Source organism: Natrarchaeobius oligotrophus, assembly GCF_003841465.1.
GTDB classification, from domain to species: Archaea; Halobacteriota; Halobacteria; order Halobacteriales; family Natrialbaceae; genus Natrarchaeobius; species Natrarchaeobius oligotrophus.
Window position 1 is genome coordinate 39,224 of sequence record NZ_REFZ01000069.1, and the last position, 15,581, is coordinate 54,804.

The 15,581-nt window shown below is 63.3% G+C and carries 24 protein-coding genes and 2 tRNA genes; all 26 read right to left on the reverse strand.

The window, feature by feature from the left end; genetic code table 11:
• Window positions 1-8: 8 nt before the first annotated feature.
• Window positions 9-431: a hypothetical protein gene (locus EA472_RS22145; protein ID WP_124193606.1), complete on the reverse strand. Its 423-nt coding sequence runs from the start codon at window positions 429-431 to the stop codon at window positions 9-11.
• 12 nt (window positions 432-443) lie between these two features.
• Window positions 444-674 (reverse strand): hypothetical protein, encoded by a 231-nt coding sequence (locus EA472_RS22150; RefSeq protein ID WP_124193607.1) that lies wholly within the window; start codon window positions 672-674, stop codon window positions 444-446.
• A 252-nt stretch (window positions 675-926) separates the two neighbouring features.
• The gene (locus EA472_RS22730) at window positions 927-1,100 is read right to left on the reverse strand and encodes a hypothetical protein (protein WP_165874971.1); all 174 of its coding nucleotides are present in this window, start codon (window positions 1,098-1,100) and stop codon (window positions 927-929) included.
• A gap of 4 nt (window positions 1,101-1,104) precedes the next feature.
• Entirely contained in the window at window positions 1,105-1,347 is a 243-nt protein-coding gene (locus EA472_RS22155) for a hypothetical protein (protein ID WP_124193608.1), read from the reverse strand.
• A gap of 59 nt (window positions 1,348-1,406) precedes the next feature.
• Window positions 1,407-2,000 (reverse strand): hypothetical protein, encoded by a 594-nt coding sequence (locus EA472_RS22160; protein ID WP_124193609.1) that lies wholly within the window; start codon window positions 1,998-2,000, stop codon window positions 1,407-1,409.
• Between the two features lie 20 nt (window positions 2,001-2,020).
• A tRNA-Tyr gene (locus EA472_RS22165) sits at window positions 2,021-2,093 on the reverse strand.
• A 124-nt stretch (window positions 2,094-2,217) separates the two neighbouring features.
• Window positions 2,218-2,290: transfer RNA gene (locus EA472_RS22170), tRNA-Phe, on the reverse strand.
• 538 nt (window positions 2,291-2,828) lie between these two features.
• Window positions 2,829-3,191, reverse strand: a complete 363-nt coding sequence (locus EA472_RS22175; RefSeq protein ID WP_124193610.1) for a hypothetical protein — start codon at window positions 3,189-3,191, stop codon at window positions 2,829-2,831.
• Window positions 3,192-3,195: 4 nt separating this feature from the next.
• The gene (locus EA472_RS22180) at window positions 3,196-3,768 is read right to left on the reverse strand and encodes a hypothetical protein (RefSeq protein ID WP_243637938.1); all 573 of its coding nucleotides are present in this window, start codon (window positions 3,766-3,768) and stop codon (window positions 3,196-3,198) included.
• A 145-nt stretch (window positions 3,769-3,913) separates the two neighbouring features.
• A complete protein-coding gene (locus tag EA472_RS22185) occupies window positions 3,914-4,150 on the reverse strand; it encodes an ArsR family transcriptional regulator (RefSeq protein WP_124193611.1) in 237 nt (78 codons plus the stop codon).
• Entirely contained in the window at window positions 4,143-4,424 is a 282-nt protein-coding gene (locus tag EA472_RS22190) for a hypothetical protein (RefSeq protein WP_124193612.1), read from the reverse strand. The genes EA472_RS22185 and EA472_RS22190 overlap by 8 nt, the downstream gene beginning before the upstream one ends.
• Entirely contained in the window at window positions 4,421-4,648 is a 228-nt protein-coding gene (locus EA472_RS22195) for a hypothetical protein (protein WP_124193613.1), read from the reverse strand. The genes EA472_RS22190 and EA472_RS22195 overlap by 4 nt, the downstream gene beginning before the upstream one ends.
• A 227-nt stretch (window positions 4,649-4,875) precedes the next feature.
• Complete coding sequence (locus tag EA472_RS22200) at window positions 4,876-5,103, reverse strand: hypothetical protein (RefSeq protein ID WP_124193614.1); 228 nt, start codon at window positions 5,101-5,103, stop codon at window positions 4,876-4,878.
• Complete coding sequence (locus EA472_RS22205) at window positions 5,103-5,303, reverse strand: hypothetical protein (RefSeq protein WP_124193615.1); 201 nt, start codon at window positions 5,301-5,303, stop codon at window positions 5,103-5,105. The genes EA472_RS22200 and EA472_RS22205 overlap by 1 nt, the downstream gene beginning before the upstream one ends.
• Window positions 5,304-7,841, reverse strand: coding sequence for a helix-turn-helix domain-containing protein (locus tag EA472_RS22210; protein ID WP_124193616.1), 2,538 nt, complete (start codon window positions 7,839-7,841; stop codon window positions 5,304-5,306).
• A gap of 423 nt (window positions 7,842-8,264) precedes the next feature.
• Window positions 8,265-8,783 carry a hypothetical protein gene (locus EA472_RS22215; protein WP_124193617.1) on the reverse strand — a complete coding sequence of 173 codons (519 nt, stop codon included), beginning with the start codon at window positions 8,781-8,783 and terminating at the stop codon, window positions 8,265-8,267.
• Between the two features lies 1 nt (window position 8,784).
• Window positions 8,785-8,925 carry a hypothetical protein gene (locus tag EA472_RS22735; protein WP_165874972.1) on the reverse strand — a complete coding sequence of 47 codons (141 nt, stop codon included), beginning with the start codon at window positions 8,923-8,925 and terminating at the stop codon, window positions 8,785-8,787.
• A complete protein-coding gene (locus EA472_RS22220) occupies window positions 8,918-10,261 on the reverse strand; it encodes a DNA-methyltransferase (protein WP_124193618.1) in 1,344 nt (447 codons plus the stop codon). Before EA472_RS22220 ends, EA472_RS22735 begins: the two co-directional genes overlap by 8 nt.
• A complete protein-coding gene (locus tag EA472_RS22225; protein ID WP_124193619.1) occupies window positions 10,258-10,956 on the reverse strand; it encodes a hypothetical protein in 699 nt (232 codons plus the stop codon). The genes EA472_RS22220 and EA472_RS22225 overlap by 4 nt, the downstream gene beginning before the upstream one ends.
• A complete protein-coding gene (locus EA472_RS22840) occupies window positions 10,956-12,281 on the reverse strand; it encodes a hypothetical protein (RefSeq protein WP_207891212.1) in 1,326 nt (441 codons plus the stop codon). Before EA472_RS22840 ends, EA472_RS22225 begins: the two co-directional genes overlap by 1 nt.
• Window positions 12,278-13,162 (reverse strand): hypothetical protein, encoded by an 885-nt coding sequence (locus EA472_RS23200; RefSeq protein ID WP_243637939.1) that lies wholly within the window; start codon window positions 13,160-13,162, stop codon window positions 12,278-12,280. The genes EA472_RS22840 and EA472_RS23200 overlap by 4 nt, the downstream gene beginning before the upstream one ends.
• A complete protein-coding gene (locus EA472_RS22240) occupies window positions 13,159-13,560 on the reverse strand; it encodes a hypothetical protein (protein WP_124193620.1) in 402 nt (133 codons plus the stop codon). The genes EA472_RS23200 and EA472_RS22240 overlap by 4 nt, the downstream gene beginning before the upstream one ends.
• Window positions 13,560-13,907, reverse strand: a complete 348-nt coding sequence (locus EA472_RS22245) for a hypothetical protein (protein ID WP_124193621.1) — start codon at window positions 13,905-13,907, stop codon at window positions 13,560-13,562. The genes EA472_RS22240 and EA472_RS22245 overlap by 1 nt, the downstream gene beginning before the upstream one ends.
• Window positions 13,907-14,197 carry a hypothetical protein gene (locus EA472_RS22250; protein WP_124193622.1) on the reverse strand — a complete coding sequence of 97 codons (291 nt, stop codon included), beginning with the start codon at window positions 14,195-14,197 and terminating at the stop codon, window positions 13,907-13,909. Before EA472_RS22250 ends, EA472_RS22245 begins: the two co-directional genes overlap by 1 nt.
• Window positions 14,197-14,952: a hypothetical protein gene (locus EA472_RS22255; protein WP_124193623.1), complete on the reverse strand. Its 756-nt coding sequence runs from the start codon at window positions 14,950-14,952 to the stop codon at window positions 14,197-14,199. The genes EA472_RS22250 and EA472_RS22255 overlap by 1 nt, the downstream gene beginning before the upstream one ends.
• 154 nt (window positions 14,953-15,106) lie before the next feature.
• On the reverse strand, window positions 15,107-15,508 hold the full coding sequence (locus EA472_RS22260) for a DUF7344 domain-containing protein (RefSeq protein ID WP_124193624.1): 402 nt from the start codon (window positions 15,506-15,508) through the stop codon (window positions 15,107-15,109).
• Window positions 15,509-15,581: the final 73 nt, after the last annotated feature.

Below are 15,581 nucleotides of genomic sequence, written 5' to 3' on the forward strand. Positions count from 1 at the left end.
GAAGTCGGTCAGTCGCCACTCGAGGCGGCGGGAGGGGTGATTTCGAGGGCGTTCAGGACGTCCTGCGTTCGGTTCGAGGGTGTGTAGCCAGTGATGAATGCCCGGTGTCGGGCCCGGTCCCATGGGATTCCATGACCGTCCGCCGGCGACGGGAGTGAGAGGTCGATGACGCGGTCGTCGGAATCGCGAAGGAACCAGTGAGCGCCATCAGCGTCGTCGTACACATCGGCCCAGCCGATGCGATACACCTCGAGGCCGGCGTCTTTGCCACCTCGAGCGTGGAAGTAGGCCTCGCTCAGAACGTAGCAAGCCTCCTGGATCGGGTCGACGCCGTCACTCTCGTAGTCGTCGTGGCGGACGTCAGGGTTGTGCCGAACGTACTCTCGGAGCTTCCGAGCAGTGTCGTTCGGCTCGACGAGAACCTCAGTCATAGAAAGTCATGGCTACCGCAGTTGGCTGAACAGATCGTCGCGGAAATTCCGAAGCTGCTCTCCGAGCCGGCGGTCGACGATCGTGTCGATCTCCTCGAGAAGCTCGTCCGGGACGTCGTCTGTCGAGTCCGGGCCGTCCTCGAGACGTCGCTTCAGAAACTCCTCGTAGGACTCGCCGTCGCGTTTGCGCTCCTGGAGATCCTCGCGGAACTCCGTCGAAACCGGAATGCTGCTATCGGTCATAGGATTCTATGAGATGGTCGGTTCGGGAACGCAGTCCGCACAAGCGAGGCAGTTCCGTCGACGGTCATCGTCCGGGTCGATGCTGGCCTCGTAGACGAAGAGGTACTCGGCAGTATTCGTACACGGATCCGGCCCGTCGCCGCGATACATCGGGCATTGCTCGTCGGTCTCGATCTTGGTGCGGTCGTAAATCGTTGGCTCGCGGGGAGTCATGGCTTTCTATGAGGCACGTTACAGCGGAACTCCGGGGAGTCAATCGGTGATCGGAAAGGACGTCGTCGCCGGCACGTCGGCGTTCGGCGACGGGCCCGGACGGACAGCGTTGAGGCAGTGTCGACAGACACCGTCGCCGCGGTAGGTTGCCGGCGCGTCGAACATGCCGCCCTCGGGGCACTCAGCGACGAGCTCGAGCGTGCAGATCCACATGGGGTTAGTCCTCGCGATCGGAGTCGTCGCTCGTGTTTTTCGAGTGTCCGTTTTTGAACGTGACCGAGATGTACCGGGTGATTTCGACTTCTTTCACTTCCGCAGCATGATAAAAGAGGAATAGCAGGACGCCCATCGCCAGTGCGTGATGCGGGTGGACGTCCCAGAGGACCGTGAAGACGAGAAACCCGGTCGCCATCGATGCATAGAGGATGCTTTTGATCACCTTCCATCGATCGGACGACATGTATTCATTGACTCTCCGTTGGTTCTCGATGCAGTTCTGGTACGGGTTTGGTTCGAAACTCATGATTCATCGATATCGCTGATAGCAGAGGGCTGGGGGTCGATTCCGAGATCCTGGGCTGCTTCCTGACGCCCGTAATCGATGTCCATCCCGACACCGCGGTAGTGTTCCTCGACGAGATCCCAGCGCCAGCTGTTCGCCTCAGCATGCGCCGTCACGATCGTGCCGCCGCCTGGAGCCTCGAACAGCGTCACGTGAACCTGGCGTTTGCAAAGCCACTCCGGGGCGCCGGGGAACGGTTTCGAGCCATAGTGCCGAGCGTACGAGGCCACCTCGGTGTTGCCGTTCCAGTCGGTTTTCAGCGCGGCGAGTGGCTCGACGAGATAGCCGGCCTCCTCGAGATCGGCGACGACGTCCTCGTGCGGGACGTCCAGCGTCGCGACGTGCTCTCGCCTCGAGGTCTCGTAGGCTGCGTAGAACTCGTCGCCGAGTTTGTGTTTCGCGACGGCGTGGGCCATCGGGATGAAGACGCGCCGGAGCGGTTGCCATGGAATCTCATAGAACTGCGGCCCGTAGTAAAAGCGGGCGGCGCCGAGACCCGCAATGCCAACGGCGGCGAGCTCGTAGATGTGATCGAGTATTGGTTCGAGCATGTTGTACAAACGAGAGGGAATCGGATCGGTAGGAGTCGAACCTACGTGTTCTCGGTCTACAGCCGAGCGCGTCGGCCACTGCGCTACGATCCGTGGTCGCAGGGATTTCTGTGTCGCCCCCTTGACGGCGACTTCCGCGATGGTATTCCCACTCGTGGCGGTACTCCGGTCGCGGCAGACCGGTGGCAGCGCACGGGGCGACCGTGACACTGTCGGATGAGTCGACTCGGATTCGAACCGAGACACGCCGCTTCTTCAAAGCGGTGCGCTCCCAGTTGCGCTACCGACTCGTGTGTAGAGAGGTCTGAAAGCGGGCTGGTGGAACGTGATTCGCGGCCGTGGGTCGACGTCGAGATCGCGCGCTTTCGCGGGCGGTCGATCGTCGAGCCGCCGACGTCCGAGTTGTCCCCGGGGTGGCCGACGGCAAACCCGCACCGCGTGCTCGTCGCGAACCTGGTGACAGTATCGAGATGAACCGAACTACCAACGAACTCCGTGTCGTAATCGTGACAGTCGCCGCGTGAAGCGATGGATCGTGCCGGGTAGGCGTTCCGATCGATATGCGTCACCAGCCCTGGGTCGCGACGAGAAACGGGTCTGTTCGAAGAGGATAGAGGGGGAGCCCTCAGTCCGATGTGCTCGGTCACCAGGCGAGCAGGGGTCGGGACGTCATCGGGACCCCGGCGTGGGGAGTCGAACCCCGTCTGCGGCCTACCGCCGCCGGGGAGAGAGGATGTCGCGAGTTGACCAGGTTTGCGTGCGGCCATCGAGCCGCGTCTGGAGCCCTCCGGTCTTGGACTTCGTCCGTCGACCATCATCGGGGGTCGGTCATCGGGGATCGGTCGCGATGAAATGCTGAATGTCCGCGATCTGTTGGGACGACCATCGACCCGACTCGCGAGCTGCATCGGCGTCGATCGCGTCCGGATAGCCCGTAATCACCTCGCGGGTCGCGGCGTCGACGACCAGAGTGTAGGAGACGCCGCCGAACTCCTCGCGAAGATGGTAGATGTCGCGGTTGACCTTCGTCGCCGTCCCGCGCTCGATACAGCCCCGGACGATATCGCCGTCCAGGTGCCGCTTTCGGTCGCCGTTCAGCCCTTTGATCTTCTGGCCGAAGTGCGTCTCCGGCCGCCAGGCCGACGGTTCCCGGGGGAGCGGGGGCGATGCATCCGTCGGCTCCGTGGACATGGCGTTAGTCGCTGACCGCGACCGGCGTCGACGACGTCGACGTTGCGTGGGGTGGGCGCTTGAGTGCGCGAGCGAACGCGATCGCCATCACTTCCGTCTCGTGGCCCTGGGCAGCTCGGCGCTGTTTCAGCTCGCGGACGGTCGCGCCGAAGCGCTTGCCGTCGAGCTCGTGATCGGTCTCGTAGGACACGTAGCGGAAGATGTTCTTGACGAGTGGCTTGAGCTCCTCGAGGGATTTGTTCCGGTGGTTGCCGTTGCAGTCGGTCCCGCAGTGAAGGCAGTAACAGGTGCCGAACCGCCGGTTGTGATCCCACGGCGTGTGTTCCTGCGAGCCGTTCTCCGTTCGATCGTACCACTCGTTGATCTCGAGGTACTGTGGCGGGCTCTCGCGGTAGTCCTCGAGCAGCTTCTCCGACGGTTGCTCGAGTTTCTTCCGGTGTTTGGGCCCGACTGTCCTGATCTGTGAGAAACAGGAATTACAGACCTCACTCGAGTGCCAGATCAGCCGCTTGAAGGTCTTATACCCTCGTTCATCGGACGGACGCGTCTCGAACGGAAGGTTTGTGAACTGTCTCATGGCTGCGAGGAAAGGGTCGGACCACGGGCTGTGGGACAAAGACGGCCGGCGGATGCCGGCGGCCTGTTCGGCGAGCCCTCGACTGTGGTCTTACTATCAATTCGTGAGAGTGTCATAAATAGACGATAGTTACCGGGGTATGGTGTCACTTATTGGCCGAGTAGAATTTCTCTCTCGCGTCAGTAAGCCCTCTGTCACGTGTGATGACGCCCGTATCCTCGAGCGCGTAGAGTGCTTCCCTTGCTGTCCGTGGGTCGATAGCGGCCCGGTCGGCGATTTCGGCCTGTGTGAGGCTTGTTTCGGCTGACTCGAGGACGACGTACACGAGTTTGGCCGTCGACGAGTGATCCGAGATCGCCGTCGGGAACGGTGAGTCACTCATCGTCGACCAGCTCCTGGAGGACGTCGATGTTGGCGGTCGGGACGAGCAGCCGAAACGCGTGTTCGAACGATCGCGGAGGCTCGTTGGCGGGATCGGCGTCGACGGCGCGCGCTCGAGAGAGCATCGTCCGGTAGGCCTCGCGGAGATCCGGGTGGACGTCGTCGCGATCGTCGAACCAGTCCTGTGGTTGGCCGCAGCTGCGGCAGTACCTCGAGGCCGCGGTGATCCGCGTCTCGCAGTGCGGGCAGTGGTTGGTGTAAGAACCACCCGTCACGATGGCTCACCCGTCATGTCGAGTTGCATATCGACGTCGGTCTGCTCGCCCCAGCCGTCTTCGCCGTCGGACTGGCACTTATAGGAGTGTGAGTAGACGACGCGGGTCGCGATGCCCTGGTTCTGCTCGGGTTCGAGGTCGGCGGCGTCGAGCGAGCGCTCGAGCGTCCACCCGCAGGACTTGCACTCGGCGCGAATGACGCCCACGGGTTGCTGGTTACTCATCGCGATCGGCCCCCTCAGACTGCTCGGTTCCCGTGTCTTGTTGTCGGAGTTCGTGGTTCCCATACTGGATATAAACGGGCGTCCCTCGCAGACAGTGGTAAGCGTGAGACGCGAGGTAGAACGGTAGTAACGCCACTCTTTGCCAGAGTGGAAGGTCTGACTCGGGCCGCAGTCCAGACCACAGGAACGCGCCACTGCTCCGTTCAGTATCGCTCGAGGCGTTGTCGTCACTCGACATTGCGATCAGCCTCCGTCTGTAGTGAACGCTCGATTTGGTCGATCGCGTTCTGTGCTCGCTCTTGAACTAACTCGTCTCCGTCCGGCCGAATGTGGTCCGAGAACATCCGCTTCGCAACCCTAAATTCGGCTCTGTCGAACACCTCAGACGCGTCGTAGGCATCGCCGCCGTAGAGGACCTGTCTAACCTTTTGCTCAACGAGTTTTCGATCCACCATTAGGCACCACCCGTGCGTACTTGCCGATGCTCTCTCCAGCCGAGTTTCTTCTCCTGCTTCCATTCGTCGTCGCAACTCCGCTTCTTCTCAAGGTATACGGCTTCTAACCCCGAGACTTCTTTTGTGACGATTCGGAACAGAGCGCCCTGATAGCGATAGCGAACCTGTTCCATTCCGCTCGAGGTGTTGTCGTCAGACATCTACCCAGCCACCTCCGTTGAACCGCCGAGCGAGAGCGGTTGTTGCTCGACTGTCGGGCCCATCGTCACGACCGTCTCCTCCGTGGGCGACGGTCGATCGACGTCGACGAGCCGGACCCCAAGGTCGAACCACGGGCCCAGTTCGTCGTGATCCTCGAGCAGCCAGGGATCCGGCGGCCAGAACAGAACCCTTCCGAGCGGGTCGTCCGGATCGCCGTACCGCTTCGGTGGCAAGTACTCGAGCAGCAGGCCGTCGGCAGCGTCCAGGAGGTCGCCGCTCTCGACGAGCGGTGGGACGAGTGCCTCCCGGCGTTCCTCGGGCGTCTGGAACGAGAGTGTGAGACGATAGCCGTCCTCTCCGTCGAGAACGCCCAGCGACACGAGCATGGTCTCGTGATTGCGGACCGTTCGCGTCGAGACGTCCGCTCGATCCGCCAGTTCGCTCTGTGACAGTGGCCGGTCAGCCTCGAGAAGTGCCTTCACGATCGCCCCGGCTGACGGCGGGAGTTCGGGAAGGATCGACGTCGTCGGCAGGGTGGCGAAAGCGTACCGGAGCTCGTCGACGCGAAGATCTCGAGGCTCGTCTTCGCTGGCGAGTTGCTCGAGTGCTCGTGCCGCTGCGAACGGATCCGGGACGAACGCGTGACAGAGCGTGACGCCGACATCCGTCGGTCGGATGCGCTTTGGGAGGAGGATGCGGTTCGCGACGGCTGCGATCGCCGAGCGGTCCGGCTCGGTGACCGGAACGCGAACTGCAACCTCCGGCGCGTCCTCGTGGAGATCGTCGGGAGAGCCGAGTGCTGCCTCGAGGGGCTCGCGAAGGCGATGTGCGTCCGGTCCGCGAACAACGATCGAGCCGATCAGCCGCCCCATTGGATTGTGGGCATCAACCGTCGGCGTGAACGCTGCGGATCGTTTCTCGGATCGTGATTCGAACAGCTGGCGATAGACGTTGTACGCGTCGTCTTTGGCGTCAGTGTAGCGAGACTGGATCGCCGCCGAGATCGCGACGGTGATCGCCAGCTCCTCGAGGTCGTCACGATCGGCGCCGGATGGAACGCGAATCTCTCGGACGAGATCTATCCCTGCGGCATCCAGGAGGTGGACGATTGAGCCGGTCAGACCGTGAGCCAGACGCATGATCGCCGAGCGGAAGGCATCGCGATCGTCGTAGTTGCCGTTGCGAAGATCAACCGTGAGGTCCTGGATGCGTTGGCCCCAGTCGACGAGCTCGTCACGGAGGATCTGCGGATCCGCAAGGGCCTCGTCGGAGAGTGCTCCGATACAGCGACCGGCCCGGAGGATCGCCGGTGGTTCGTCGATCGCGAGGACTCGGGACGGCGGGAGGATGTCGTCCAAAAACCACGGGGTCGCTAACGCCACTGCGGTACTCACCGTGTAGGGTAGGGGCTCGCTCGCCTGTACAGCTACCACGGCCTCGTCGGCGTTGCGGTCGTAGCTCACCTCGTGTGTTCGGCCGTCTCCGGCCGGTAGCTGGCCGTCTGTGACGGCCACGCTGCCCGCGGTCGCACAGGCCGCCGCTGCAGCGTGGTTGTGGCGGCTCATCCAACCGACGTCGAACGGCCGGGCCCCGTCCTCTCCACCCCCTCCCGTACGCGGGGTTACACGGCACTGGGGAGAGGATTTTCCGGAGTCGCTAACGCAGTCCGAAAGCTCGCTCTGCCTGCCGATTTCGGCGTCGAGAACGTCCAGTACGCGCCGGCCGGCTTCGAGCAGTTCGACCTTCCGGTTGTTTTTCGGGTCGAACGTCGAAACCAGATCGGCTCGCTCGAGTGAGAGGATCGTCTGGCGAACTCGTGAACCATCAACTTCGGGGAACTCGCCGTATAGCTGGCTGTAGGACAGCGCTTCGCTATCCTCGTCAGCGAGCCGTCGAAGCGTCGCGACGTCTCGGCCGTCCGGATCCAGGTCGGTTACCGCGGCGTCGACGACGTCAGCCAGTGGCCCGTCAGTACGGTCCGTGTGACGCCAGTCGCTAACGCCGGGCAGCTGATCACGATGCTCGCATTGGACGAACGCTTGCGTGACGCCCGTCGCGACGAACCGAACGTCGAGGCCCTGCGAGAGCGCGGCGATCAACCGACAGATCTTCACGCGCTTGCGCCGCTCGAGCTGCTCGAACTCCCGGTCGACAACGAAGGCGATCGTTGGCGGCTCGCCCTCGAGGGCGTCGAACAGCTTGGCGGTCGCGACGACGTCCTCGACGGTCGAGTGTCCCTGGCCGAGCGTCGGCACGATCTCGGCGCCGAGTCGCCACGCTTCTCGCCGATCACCGAGCGCGACGTCGCGGATGCGTGACCGAATCCAGTACGGTACGCCTCGCTCCTCGAGGTCGTCGTAGAGCTCGGGAACGGTCTGGCCGTGGGCGAGCTCGCGAACGGCGCGAACGAACGCGTCGACGACGTCGGCGTGATCGAACAACTCACTCCAGAGGTCGGTCACCGGCTGGTCGGAGATCTCGATGACGGCCGCTGCCGCCGGAACCTGTCGCGTCGGCGAGAGTCCGGCGTCCGTCATGCTCGACCACCGCCGGCGGGCGTTTGATCAAAGCCGTTGCTGGTCGGATCGTGTGCGAGCGACCGGCTTATCGCGGTGGATAGATGCATCTCTCTGGGTGGAATCGCGTATTTGGACCGACGCCGTTGGACAGCGCCGCCGCTCTCTGTGAGCGCAAACTTTAACTCGATAGCCGCCGCAGAACGAACCAACGAGGCGGGTTCTTCGGGGCGCGCCAACGCCCCGCTGCGGTAACCATCGAACAGCGGATGGTATCTGCTCCTATCTTGGTTGCTGCCTGTTTGTCTCGGCCCGTACTTAAATCTAGAAGGACCGTCAGACGGAGCGGTCACAGCGACCACCCCGAGCAGCTGACGGCGACGGCGATCGCGAGGCAGATCAGCACGCCAGCGAACAGTGGGACCAACCCGTGCTGCCACGGCTTCACTCCCGATCACCCGTGTTGATCGAGTAGCGGTACCAGCCGCGCGGGTCGCCGTAGTCTCGAGCGCTGACGTGGTTGCGGTCGGTGAGCGCATTCAGCGCCCGGCTGGCTTGCTTTTCGTTCAACTCGTCAGTTCGCTCCGCGATCTCGCCGAGTCGAAGCTCTTCGTCGGCCTCGAACAGGATCTCGTAGACCTGCCGTTGCGTCGGTCCGAGAGTCGGCCGGGGATCGACCAGGACGTCCTCCGGGAGCCGACCATCGCGAAGACACTCGAGGCGATCGTCGACGTCGACCGGCGGGAAGTCGTGATGTGACTTCGCGAGGCCGAGTTTGTTCAGTGCGGTTTTGACCTTGGTCCGCTGCTCGCGCAGCTCGCGCTGGACCTCGTAGACGGTCCGGGCCCCTTCGACGGCGTCCAGAAACGTCTCGAGGTCGTTGCGCTCGTCGATGTCGTACTTCTCTCGGACCGACTCGTAGCGACGCTCGGCCGGTGGCCGGCTCTCGATCTCCGACGCCACGCTACAACACCTCCGACGTCGCCTCGTAGCGGTCAGCCAGCTTCTCGAGGTCGGCGGCGAGATCGCGAAGCTCGTCCGGCTCGGGATCGTTCCGGCGGACGACGCGGCGAATCTCCTCGCGGAACTCGACGTCCTCAGACATCTCGATCGACCCCCGTGGCGTCCGTGTATGCAGTTAGGGGCGTTTCTTCGTCCTCGAGGAGGCGTTCCGGCTCGTCGACGTTGATTCCGACACGACGTTGCGCCATCGCGACGTAGTCCGGGTTGAGCTCAATCCCAACGAACCGAAGGCCGAAACGCTTCGCCACGAGGCAGGCAGTTCCGGTCCCTGCAAACGGATCGAGTACGATACCGGGCTGTGTCACCTCGGTTTCGCAGTCGCAGTCGGGCACCCAACCGAGAGTGCGCTTGAACGTCGTCGTGAACTCTCGGAAGTAGCCGCCGAGGGCGGCCTTCGCCTCGAGGGCGAGCTCCTGCACCCCATCGGAGTTGAGTCCGGACCGATCTTGTTGCTTCCCGGCTGCCGCGTCGGCAAACCCGTACGCTCGAACGGCCTCAAGGTGCTCCTCGGTCAGGTCCGAGGACTCGTACACCTCGATCGCCCGCCGGAGTTGCTCACGGTCGGGATCCTCAACGTCCCACGGATCGATCTCTTCTACCTCACGCACGTACGGAGTGCCGCAGTCGGCGCAGACTCGGTCCGGGCAAGATGATTTGATCGGTGTCTCGCAGAGTTCCTCTGGGAACACCGCGAAGTGTGTATCCGGATACTGCGCAGGGTTAATCTCGAGGAGATCTCCCGGGTTCTTCCCGTTCGGATGGACGAACTGACCCGGGTTCAGGGTCTCCTCGTTTGCGACGCTCTGGCGCTGCGAGTGTTCGTGGCGGTTGTCGGCCCTGGTGCTGCGTTCTATCGAGACGGTGGCGTGAGGTTCGCGGATAGCATCGAGGTTGAACCAGTAGTCGGGATTCGGAGTCAGGTGGAACAGGAACTCTTTGGTCTCGTTCAGTCGGTCGTGCGCCGAGCTGGGCATCCCGCTCGGCTTGTGCCACACGGCGTCCGCTCGAACGACCCACCCCGTGTTCTCGAGCGCGATCGCCACGCGATGTGGAACGAGCATCTTGGACTTCCGACGGAACCCTCGCCTCGAGTGGTCGACGTCCGCGTCGTGGCCCCCGACGGCGTCCGACTGCGATCCCCATCCGGGGCTGCTCGCGAACGTATCGCCGAGGTTGAGCCACCACGAGCCGTCCTCGCGAAGCACCCGCCGGATCTCGGCGCCGATGTCGACCAGCGCATCGATGTACTCCCCGAGCGATTCCTCCAGACCGATCTGTCCGTCGACGCCGTAGTCGCGGAGGCCGAAGTAAGGCGGTGACGTGACCACGCAGTGGACCGACGACTCTGGAAGCTGTGTGAGCGTTTCTGCGGCGTCCCCCCGATGGATATCGTTCTCCCATCGGTCGATCTCGCTCATGTCGAAACCACCTCGCTCAACGAGACCTGGGCCGAGTCTGGCCCGCCCGGTGACTGCGTTTCGTCGGTGACTTCTTCGAGCTGCTCGAGGTAGTGCCAGTAGCCGTTCTGGAAGATTGACGTCGTATCGCAACTGTCGAACCCAGTTCGGTAGGCCCACACGAGGCCATCCTCTCCGCCCGGATTCCCGACGTGCGTCCGAAGCCCGTTGCTTAGCGTTGGATCGTCGTCGTAGTCGTTGGCGAGCTCAACGATCCGGTCGCCGTACGCTCGCTTCCAGCGCTTTGGGCCGCCGACGAACACGCCCTGGCAGCCCCTTATCGCATCGAACTGCTCTTCGATCGGGAGTCCGGGCTGGAGAACCCAGTACCGCATTACCTCGCCGCTTCCGACCGGCAATTTGCAGTTGTACAGCCAGTCGAGGTGCTTCTCTATCGTCGCTTCGGCGTCGCCGTAGACATCCGGGAGGACGAAGAAGTCCGGCGACGTGGGCATCTCGGTCAGTGCACGGTCGAGCGTCTCGTAGTACGCATCGGCGTCGAACGAGTCCGTGTACGCGCCGTTGTCGACGAAATACGGCCCGTCGTGTGGCGTCATCTTCTGCGGTGTCCATCCGAATCCGTGCGTGTGCGAGGGCGCGTGCTTTCGAGCCTTTCGGAGGTTGTCCGGCGACCCACCGGTGTAATAAAGCCTCATCAGTCGTCACCTCCCTCGAGGGCGAACGTGTCGTCGATCGCTCGCCGCAGCCAGTCGACGTCGGTGCACTGGAGGCAGAGATCGCGCTGGTAGCCCGCCCGGTGATCGAGATAGCTGACGCCGAAAACGCTGGTGAACTCGGCGTGACAGTTGTCGCAGGTCTCGATCCACTCGCGGGTGAGCAGGCTGGGGTGATCGCCCGGCTGCCACCAGTAGGAGTAGCCGAACAGATGATGCTCCCCACAGCGGTACTCGAAGTCCTCGAGGTTCTCGCCGGGATCCAAATGGACGTCTTCGGTCGCCCCGCAGACAGCACACTCGCGGTCGGACCCCATCGGGTGGCCGTACCGCTCGGCGAGCTGCTCGCGAAGACGCTCGCGGCGTTCGTCGACGAACGGCTCGACGTCGAACCGGCGAACGCCCTGCGGGTTGCCCCCGCAGTTCGGACACTCACACAGAAGTGCCGGCTGGTAGGGCCGCTCGATCTCGTGGCCGCAGTTGTCGCAGTAGTAGCCGACGATCGGCTGGCCGTTCTCCACGCGGCGGGGCCAGGTGACGCGGGGTACCGAGACCACGCCGCCGTCGGTGACGACCTCCCGCTCGAGCTCTAGGCGATCTTCCCACTCTTCTTTCGAGTGAACGGTGACGAGATAGTCGCGATCGTCGTTCTCCAACTTGAGCCGCGTCTGGAGATCGGCCGCCTTTTCGGCCATGGAGGCCGTAGGGAACTCGAACGTCTCCCGGGGTCCGTCGTTGTGATCCCGGACGAGAACGTGCGGGGTCGCATCCTCGTCGATCGAGTCTCGAGCGTGTCCGAGGTTGTTCCGGGCGATCGCCTGGTCGCGGCTGATGTGGAACGACAGTAGTTCCGGCTCGCCGTCCTGGTTGATGGTTTCGTAAGCGACGCTCCAGTACCGGTCGTGTGTCCGCGCTCGCGGCTGCAGCCACGTCGTAACGGTGAATCGGTGGTCGCCGCGAACGACTTCGGCCTCGCCACGGTCAACGACGCCATCAGCATCCGGATCGTCGTCCCACTCGAGGACCTCGAACGTCCAGTCGCTCGGCGTTTCGTTGAGCCGGTTGAAATCGAACCAGTGCGGCGCGTGTGGGTTTACCCCCTCTTTTGTGCGATCGGTTCCCCCGTCAGTCGCGACCTCGCGATCGCCGTCGGCCTCGAGCAGGCACTCAAAACACGGCAACTCTGGAACATTGGTATCCGGGCCAGGGCACCCCTCGGTGCCGTTGACGCACTCGTTGCTCTGGTCCCCGACGCCCGCCTCGTTTCGAACGGCGTCGACGCTCTGGTAGTGACGACGGCGGCTCACGCCGACTCACCCCCGTCGGGGTCGGCGTCCGCCTGTAGTGTGCAGTCTTCAAGCCACTCGTCGATGGATTCCGCGTCGAGTAGCGGGACCCATCGACACGTTGTGCAAGCGTATGGGCGGTTCTTGAACCCGTCCGGGTGCCCGTACATTGGGTTTTTGTCCGAACATCGCGGACAGATCCATGCCCAATACGGCTCAGACGGCTCCTTTTTCTCGTCTTCTGGGATTCCGTGATCGGTCGTGTACTCCGTACAGTAGGACTCAGAACGCTCCTTACGCTCGCGTTCCTTCTCAGGATACTCGGCCTTGAGCCACGCTCTGACGTGTTCTGCCGATCGACTACCGACTCCGTTGAAGTCGGTCAATTTCCCGTCGTTGACGAGATAATCTATGAGGTGGTCTTCCGTCTCGAACTTCTCTGCCAGCTTTTTTGCAGGGCGACTCGAGACGCCCATGTCCTCGAAGAACCGCTCCTTTCTCCGTTCAGTTCCGGTCGTGCACTGGCCGCCGTCGGTCGCGACCTCGCGATCGCGAACGTCGATGTCCATCCGCTCGGCGGCTGCGTCCAGGTCGTCGATCGTCAGCGTCGCCCAGTCGTCGTTGAGCATCTCGAGCGTCGCCCGCGTGGTCAGCTCCTCGATCTCGTCGCTCGTCTCGACGGCGTACCGGCGAGCGAGTCGCTCGGGCTCGAGGCCGTGACTGACGCTGACGCGTGCCTCCGAGAGTCGCTCCTGCCAGCGGTTCTCGACTACCTCGAGGTCGGTCCCGCCGTCGGTCGCGACGTCGCGATCGTCTTCACCGCGACCGACCAGATCGGCCCCACAGTGTTCACACCGGTAACAGACACTACTCTCTTCGTCGCAAACGGGGCAAATAGTCATTGCGGCTCACCTCGCCCGTTCGCCTCGGCGATCGTGGGTGTGGGCCCGCGGATACTCTGTGTACCTGCGACCGGGCCGATGTCGTCGAACGTCTCGTCGCAACAGTAGATCGCACCGGCCATCGACTTGTGCAACTCGCCGCACCTGTGACAGCCGGCGCTGGTGATCACGTACGTCGTGTTCGCTGACCGGATCTTGCCACCCCACGGTCTGAGGTAACCGTCTTCCCGAACTCGCTTTGCTGAGTGGCTGATCGCCTGCGGAGAGAGGTCTTCGGTGGCGCGCTCTTGGACGAGCCGCCGAAGCTTCTTGGACGAGATGTACCGGCTGTTCTGCTCCTGGGCAGCTAGCGTCCGTCGAACGAGCGCGTCGAGTTCCTCGGGCTCGAGCGAGGACATCAGGCAGCCACCTCCGTTGCCTCGAGGAAGCCCTCACATTTCCGGATGAGGAGGTCCCGCGTGATCTCCGACTGCTTCTCGTTCTCGATGATCGCCTGGAGATGGTCGGCGTTCGCGGGTGCCAGAAGCCCGTGCCACGTAATCAACGACCCCTCTTCGACGAGGGCGTCGACGGCATCTTCGAGCTCGGCTTTCGAGCAGTCGATGTTGTCCTTGCTCGCCTCCTGTTTCAGGCGCTTCGTCCCGGTGAACAGTTCGCCGCTGGCGTCCTGGACACCATCCGGTTCGGGGGCAGTGCGCTCGTTGATGAGCGATAGCACCTGCGCCTCGAGTGCTGTCGACGGCATCAGGCATCCACCCCCTCGGTGGCGAGTTTCTTTGCCATCACTTCGCCGAGTTCGACGACGATCACAGGGCAGTCCCGAACGTCCTCGAGTTTCTCTTGCGTCCGATAGGCGTACTCGGTCGCCTTTTCTTCGGCGTCGTCGCCGTAGAAGTACCGCCGGTTCGATTTGGCCATGTAGCCGTCGGCGAGGCCGGTTCCATCGTACTCGATCACCTTGACCCCGCTACCGGTCCTGCGGATGCGGAAGACAACCTCTTGGCCGATGCTCCGACGGTCTTCGATACTCGCCATCAGGCATCCACCCCCTCGTCGCTCTCGGCGTCGTCGAGCGTCGTCTGGTGGGGCTGCTGGGTCTCTTCGATTTCGGCACCGTCACCGAGGTAGCTGACCGGGATGATCTCGTCGTGGATGAACCGGCCGAGTAGCTCGGGTTTCATCTCGCCTGGATCCCAGATGGCGAGATATCCCGACGAGTACAGCACCAACTCGACGAACATATCCCGCCAGTGGGTCGTCAGCGCGACGCCGACGTCGGCGTTGATCGCGTCTTTCTTCAGCGCACCTTTGCCCCACTCGATCGAGACGTCCTCGAGCTCGCTCTCGCGAGTCGTCATCTTCACGACGTAGTCCCGGTCCGCGTCGCGCTGGTTGCGCACGAACTGCCAGGGTTTCAGGCGCACGGGCGAGATCTCCGTCCGGCACAGATGCTGGAACTCGTTGAACGGCCAGTCTGGTTCGTGCTCGAGGTCGCTTGCGTGTGTGCGCTCGGCGAGGATCCATCCGTCGCCGTCGACGTCGGCGACCCAGTCGGACGCGACCGTTTTGCTGACGGTCCGCGTTTCGACGTCGATCTCGTGACCGCTGGTCATGACGCGCTCGTCCTGTTTGGGAACGTCGCCGGCGATCTGGCCCGATTGGATCGTGAGCTCGTCGTCGAGGTAGGTCTGCGTGCGCTCGACGAAGAGCGTGCGACCGGTCTGGTCGTGATAGTTCTCGAGTGGCTCGTCGGCGGCCTCGGCAAGAAGTCCGAGCTGCCCGTCGATCATAGCGAGTACCTCCGCCCGGAACCGTCCGGGCAACGGAACTGGAACTGGAGCCGGCCGTCGCCGTTCGAACGGCGGACACGCTGGTGTGCGGCACCGACGTTACCGCAGTAGCGACAGCGCCGCTGGTTGGTGTGACAGCGGCCGGTAAAGCCCGTCACTGACCGCCACCCCCGTTGCTGTCGCACTCCGCACGAACTGACTCGAGAATCCGAAGCGCGTGACCGAACGCGTCCCCTTCCTCGACCACACCTCGGTCCTGGTCGTAGTCGATGACGTCGACGTCATCCAGTTTCGGGAGGTGCGTCTGGTAGAGCGCGACGTACACGCGCTTGCGCTCTTTGGAGGTCAGCTGCCCGGCCGGCTTTTCGAGTTCGGCCGATGCGACGATCTCCGAGAGCTTGCGGATCGTGATTCGGTCGTCGATCCGAGAGACGACGTCGACGATCAGTCGGCGGCGCTCGTTCTCGATCGCACTCGAGGCCTCGTCGACGGTCAGCGGAGACGGCTGCGGCCGCTGGATGAGGTCGCCGACGTACTTGGTGAGCGTCGACATCATCAATCAGCCCTCGCGTCGAGTGCGACCTGCGTGCCGACCTGGCGCTCGAACCAGCCGTACTCGTACTTGAGGA

What these genes read in the sequence shown, in the direction of transcription:
- EA472_RS22145 (WP_124193606.1), bottom strand. Translation starts at nt 431, where the DNA reads ATGACTGAGGTTCTCGTCGAGCCGAACGACACTGCTCGGAAGCTCCGA.
- EA472_RS22150 (WP_124193607.1), bottom strand. Translation starts at nt 674, where the DNA reads ATGACCGATAGCAGCATTCCGGTTTCGACGGAGTTCCGCGAGGATCTC.
- EA472_RS22730 (WP_165874971.1), bottom strand. Translation starts at nt 1,100, where the DNA reads ATGTGGATCTGCACGCTCGAGCTCGTCGCTGAGTGCCCCGAGGGCGGC.
- EA472_RS22155 (WP_124193608.1), bottom strand. Translation starts at nt 1,347, where the DNA reads ATGTCGTCCGATCGATGGAAGGTGATCAAAAGCATCCTCTATGCATCG.
- EA472_RS22160 (WP_124193609.1), bottom strand. Translation starts at nt 2,000, where the DNA reads ATGCTCGAACCAATACTCGATCACATCTACGAGCTCGCCGCCGTTGGC.
- EA472_RS22175 (WP_124193610.1), bottom strand. Translation starts at nt 3,191, where the DNA reads ATGTCCACGGAGCCGACGGATGCATCGCCCCCGCTCCCCCGGGAACCG.
- EA472_RS22180 (WP_243637938.1), bottom strand. Translation starts at nt 3,768, where the DNA reads ATGAGACAGTTCACAAACCTTCCGTTCGAGACGCGTCCGTCCGATGAA.
- EA472_RS22185 (WP_124193611.1), bottom strand. Translation starts at nt 4,150, where the DNA reads ATGAGTGACTCACCGTTCCCGACGGCGATCTCGGATCACTCGTCGACG.
- EA472_RS22195 (WP_124193613.1), bottom strand. Translation starts at nt 4,648, where the DNA reads ATGAGTAACCAGCAACCCGTGGGCGTCATTCGCGCCGAGTGCAAGTCC.
- EA472_RS22200 (WP_124193614.1), bottom strand. Translation starts at nt 5,103, where the DNA reads ATGGTGGATCGAAAACTCGTTGAGCAAAAGGTTAGACAGGTCCTCTAC.
- EA472_RS22205 (WP_124193615.1), bottom strand. Translation starts at nt 5,303, where the DNA reads ATGTCTGACGACAACACCTCGAGCGGAATGGAACAGGTTCGCTATCGC.
- EA472_RS22210 (WP_124193616.1), bottom strand. Translation starts at nt 7,841, where the DNA reads ATGACGGACGCCGGACTCTCGCCGACGCGACAGGTTCCGGCGGCAGCG.
- EA472_RS22735 (WP_165874972.1), bottom strand. Translation starts at nt 8,925, where the DNA reads ATGTCTGAGGACGTCGAGTTCCGCGAGGAGATTCGCCGCGTCGTCCGC.
- EA472_RS22220 (WP_124193618.1), bottom strand. Translation starts at nt 10,261, where the DNA reads ATGAGCGAGATCGACCGATGGGAGAACGATATCCATCGGGGGGACGCC.
- EA472_RS22225 (WP_124193619.1), bottom strand. Translation starts at nt 10,956, where the DNA reads ATGAGGCTTTATTACACCGGTGGGTCGCCGGACAACCTCCGAAAGGCT.
- EA472_RS23200 (WP_243637939.1), bottom strand. Translation starts at nt 13,162, where the DNA reads ATGACTATTTGCCCCGTTTGCGACGAAGAGAGTAGTGTCTGTTACCGG.
- EA472_RS22240 (WP_124193620.1), bottom strand. Translation starts at nt 13,560, where the DNA reads ATGTCCTCGCTCGAGCCCGAGGAACTCGACGCGCTCGTTCGACGGACG.
- EA472_RS22245 (WP_124193621.1), bottom strand. Translation starts at nt 13,907, where the DNA reads ATGCCGTCGACAGCACTCGAGGCGCAGGTGCTATCGCTCATCAACGAG.
- EA472_RS22250 (WP_124193622.1), bottom strand. Translation starts at nt 14,197, where the DNA reads ATGGCGAGTATCGAAGACCGTCGGAGCATCGGCCAAGAGGTTGTCTTC.
- EA472_RS22255 (WP_124193623.1), bottom strand. Translation starts at nt 14,952, where the DNA reads ATGATCGACGGGCAGCTCGGACTTCTTGCCGAGGCCGCCGACGAGCCA.
- EA472_RS22260 (WP_124193624.1), bottom strand. Translation starts at nt 15,508, where the DNA reads ATGATGTCGACGCTCACCAAGTACGTCGGCGACCTCATCCAGCGGCCG.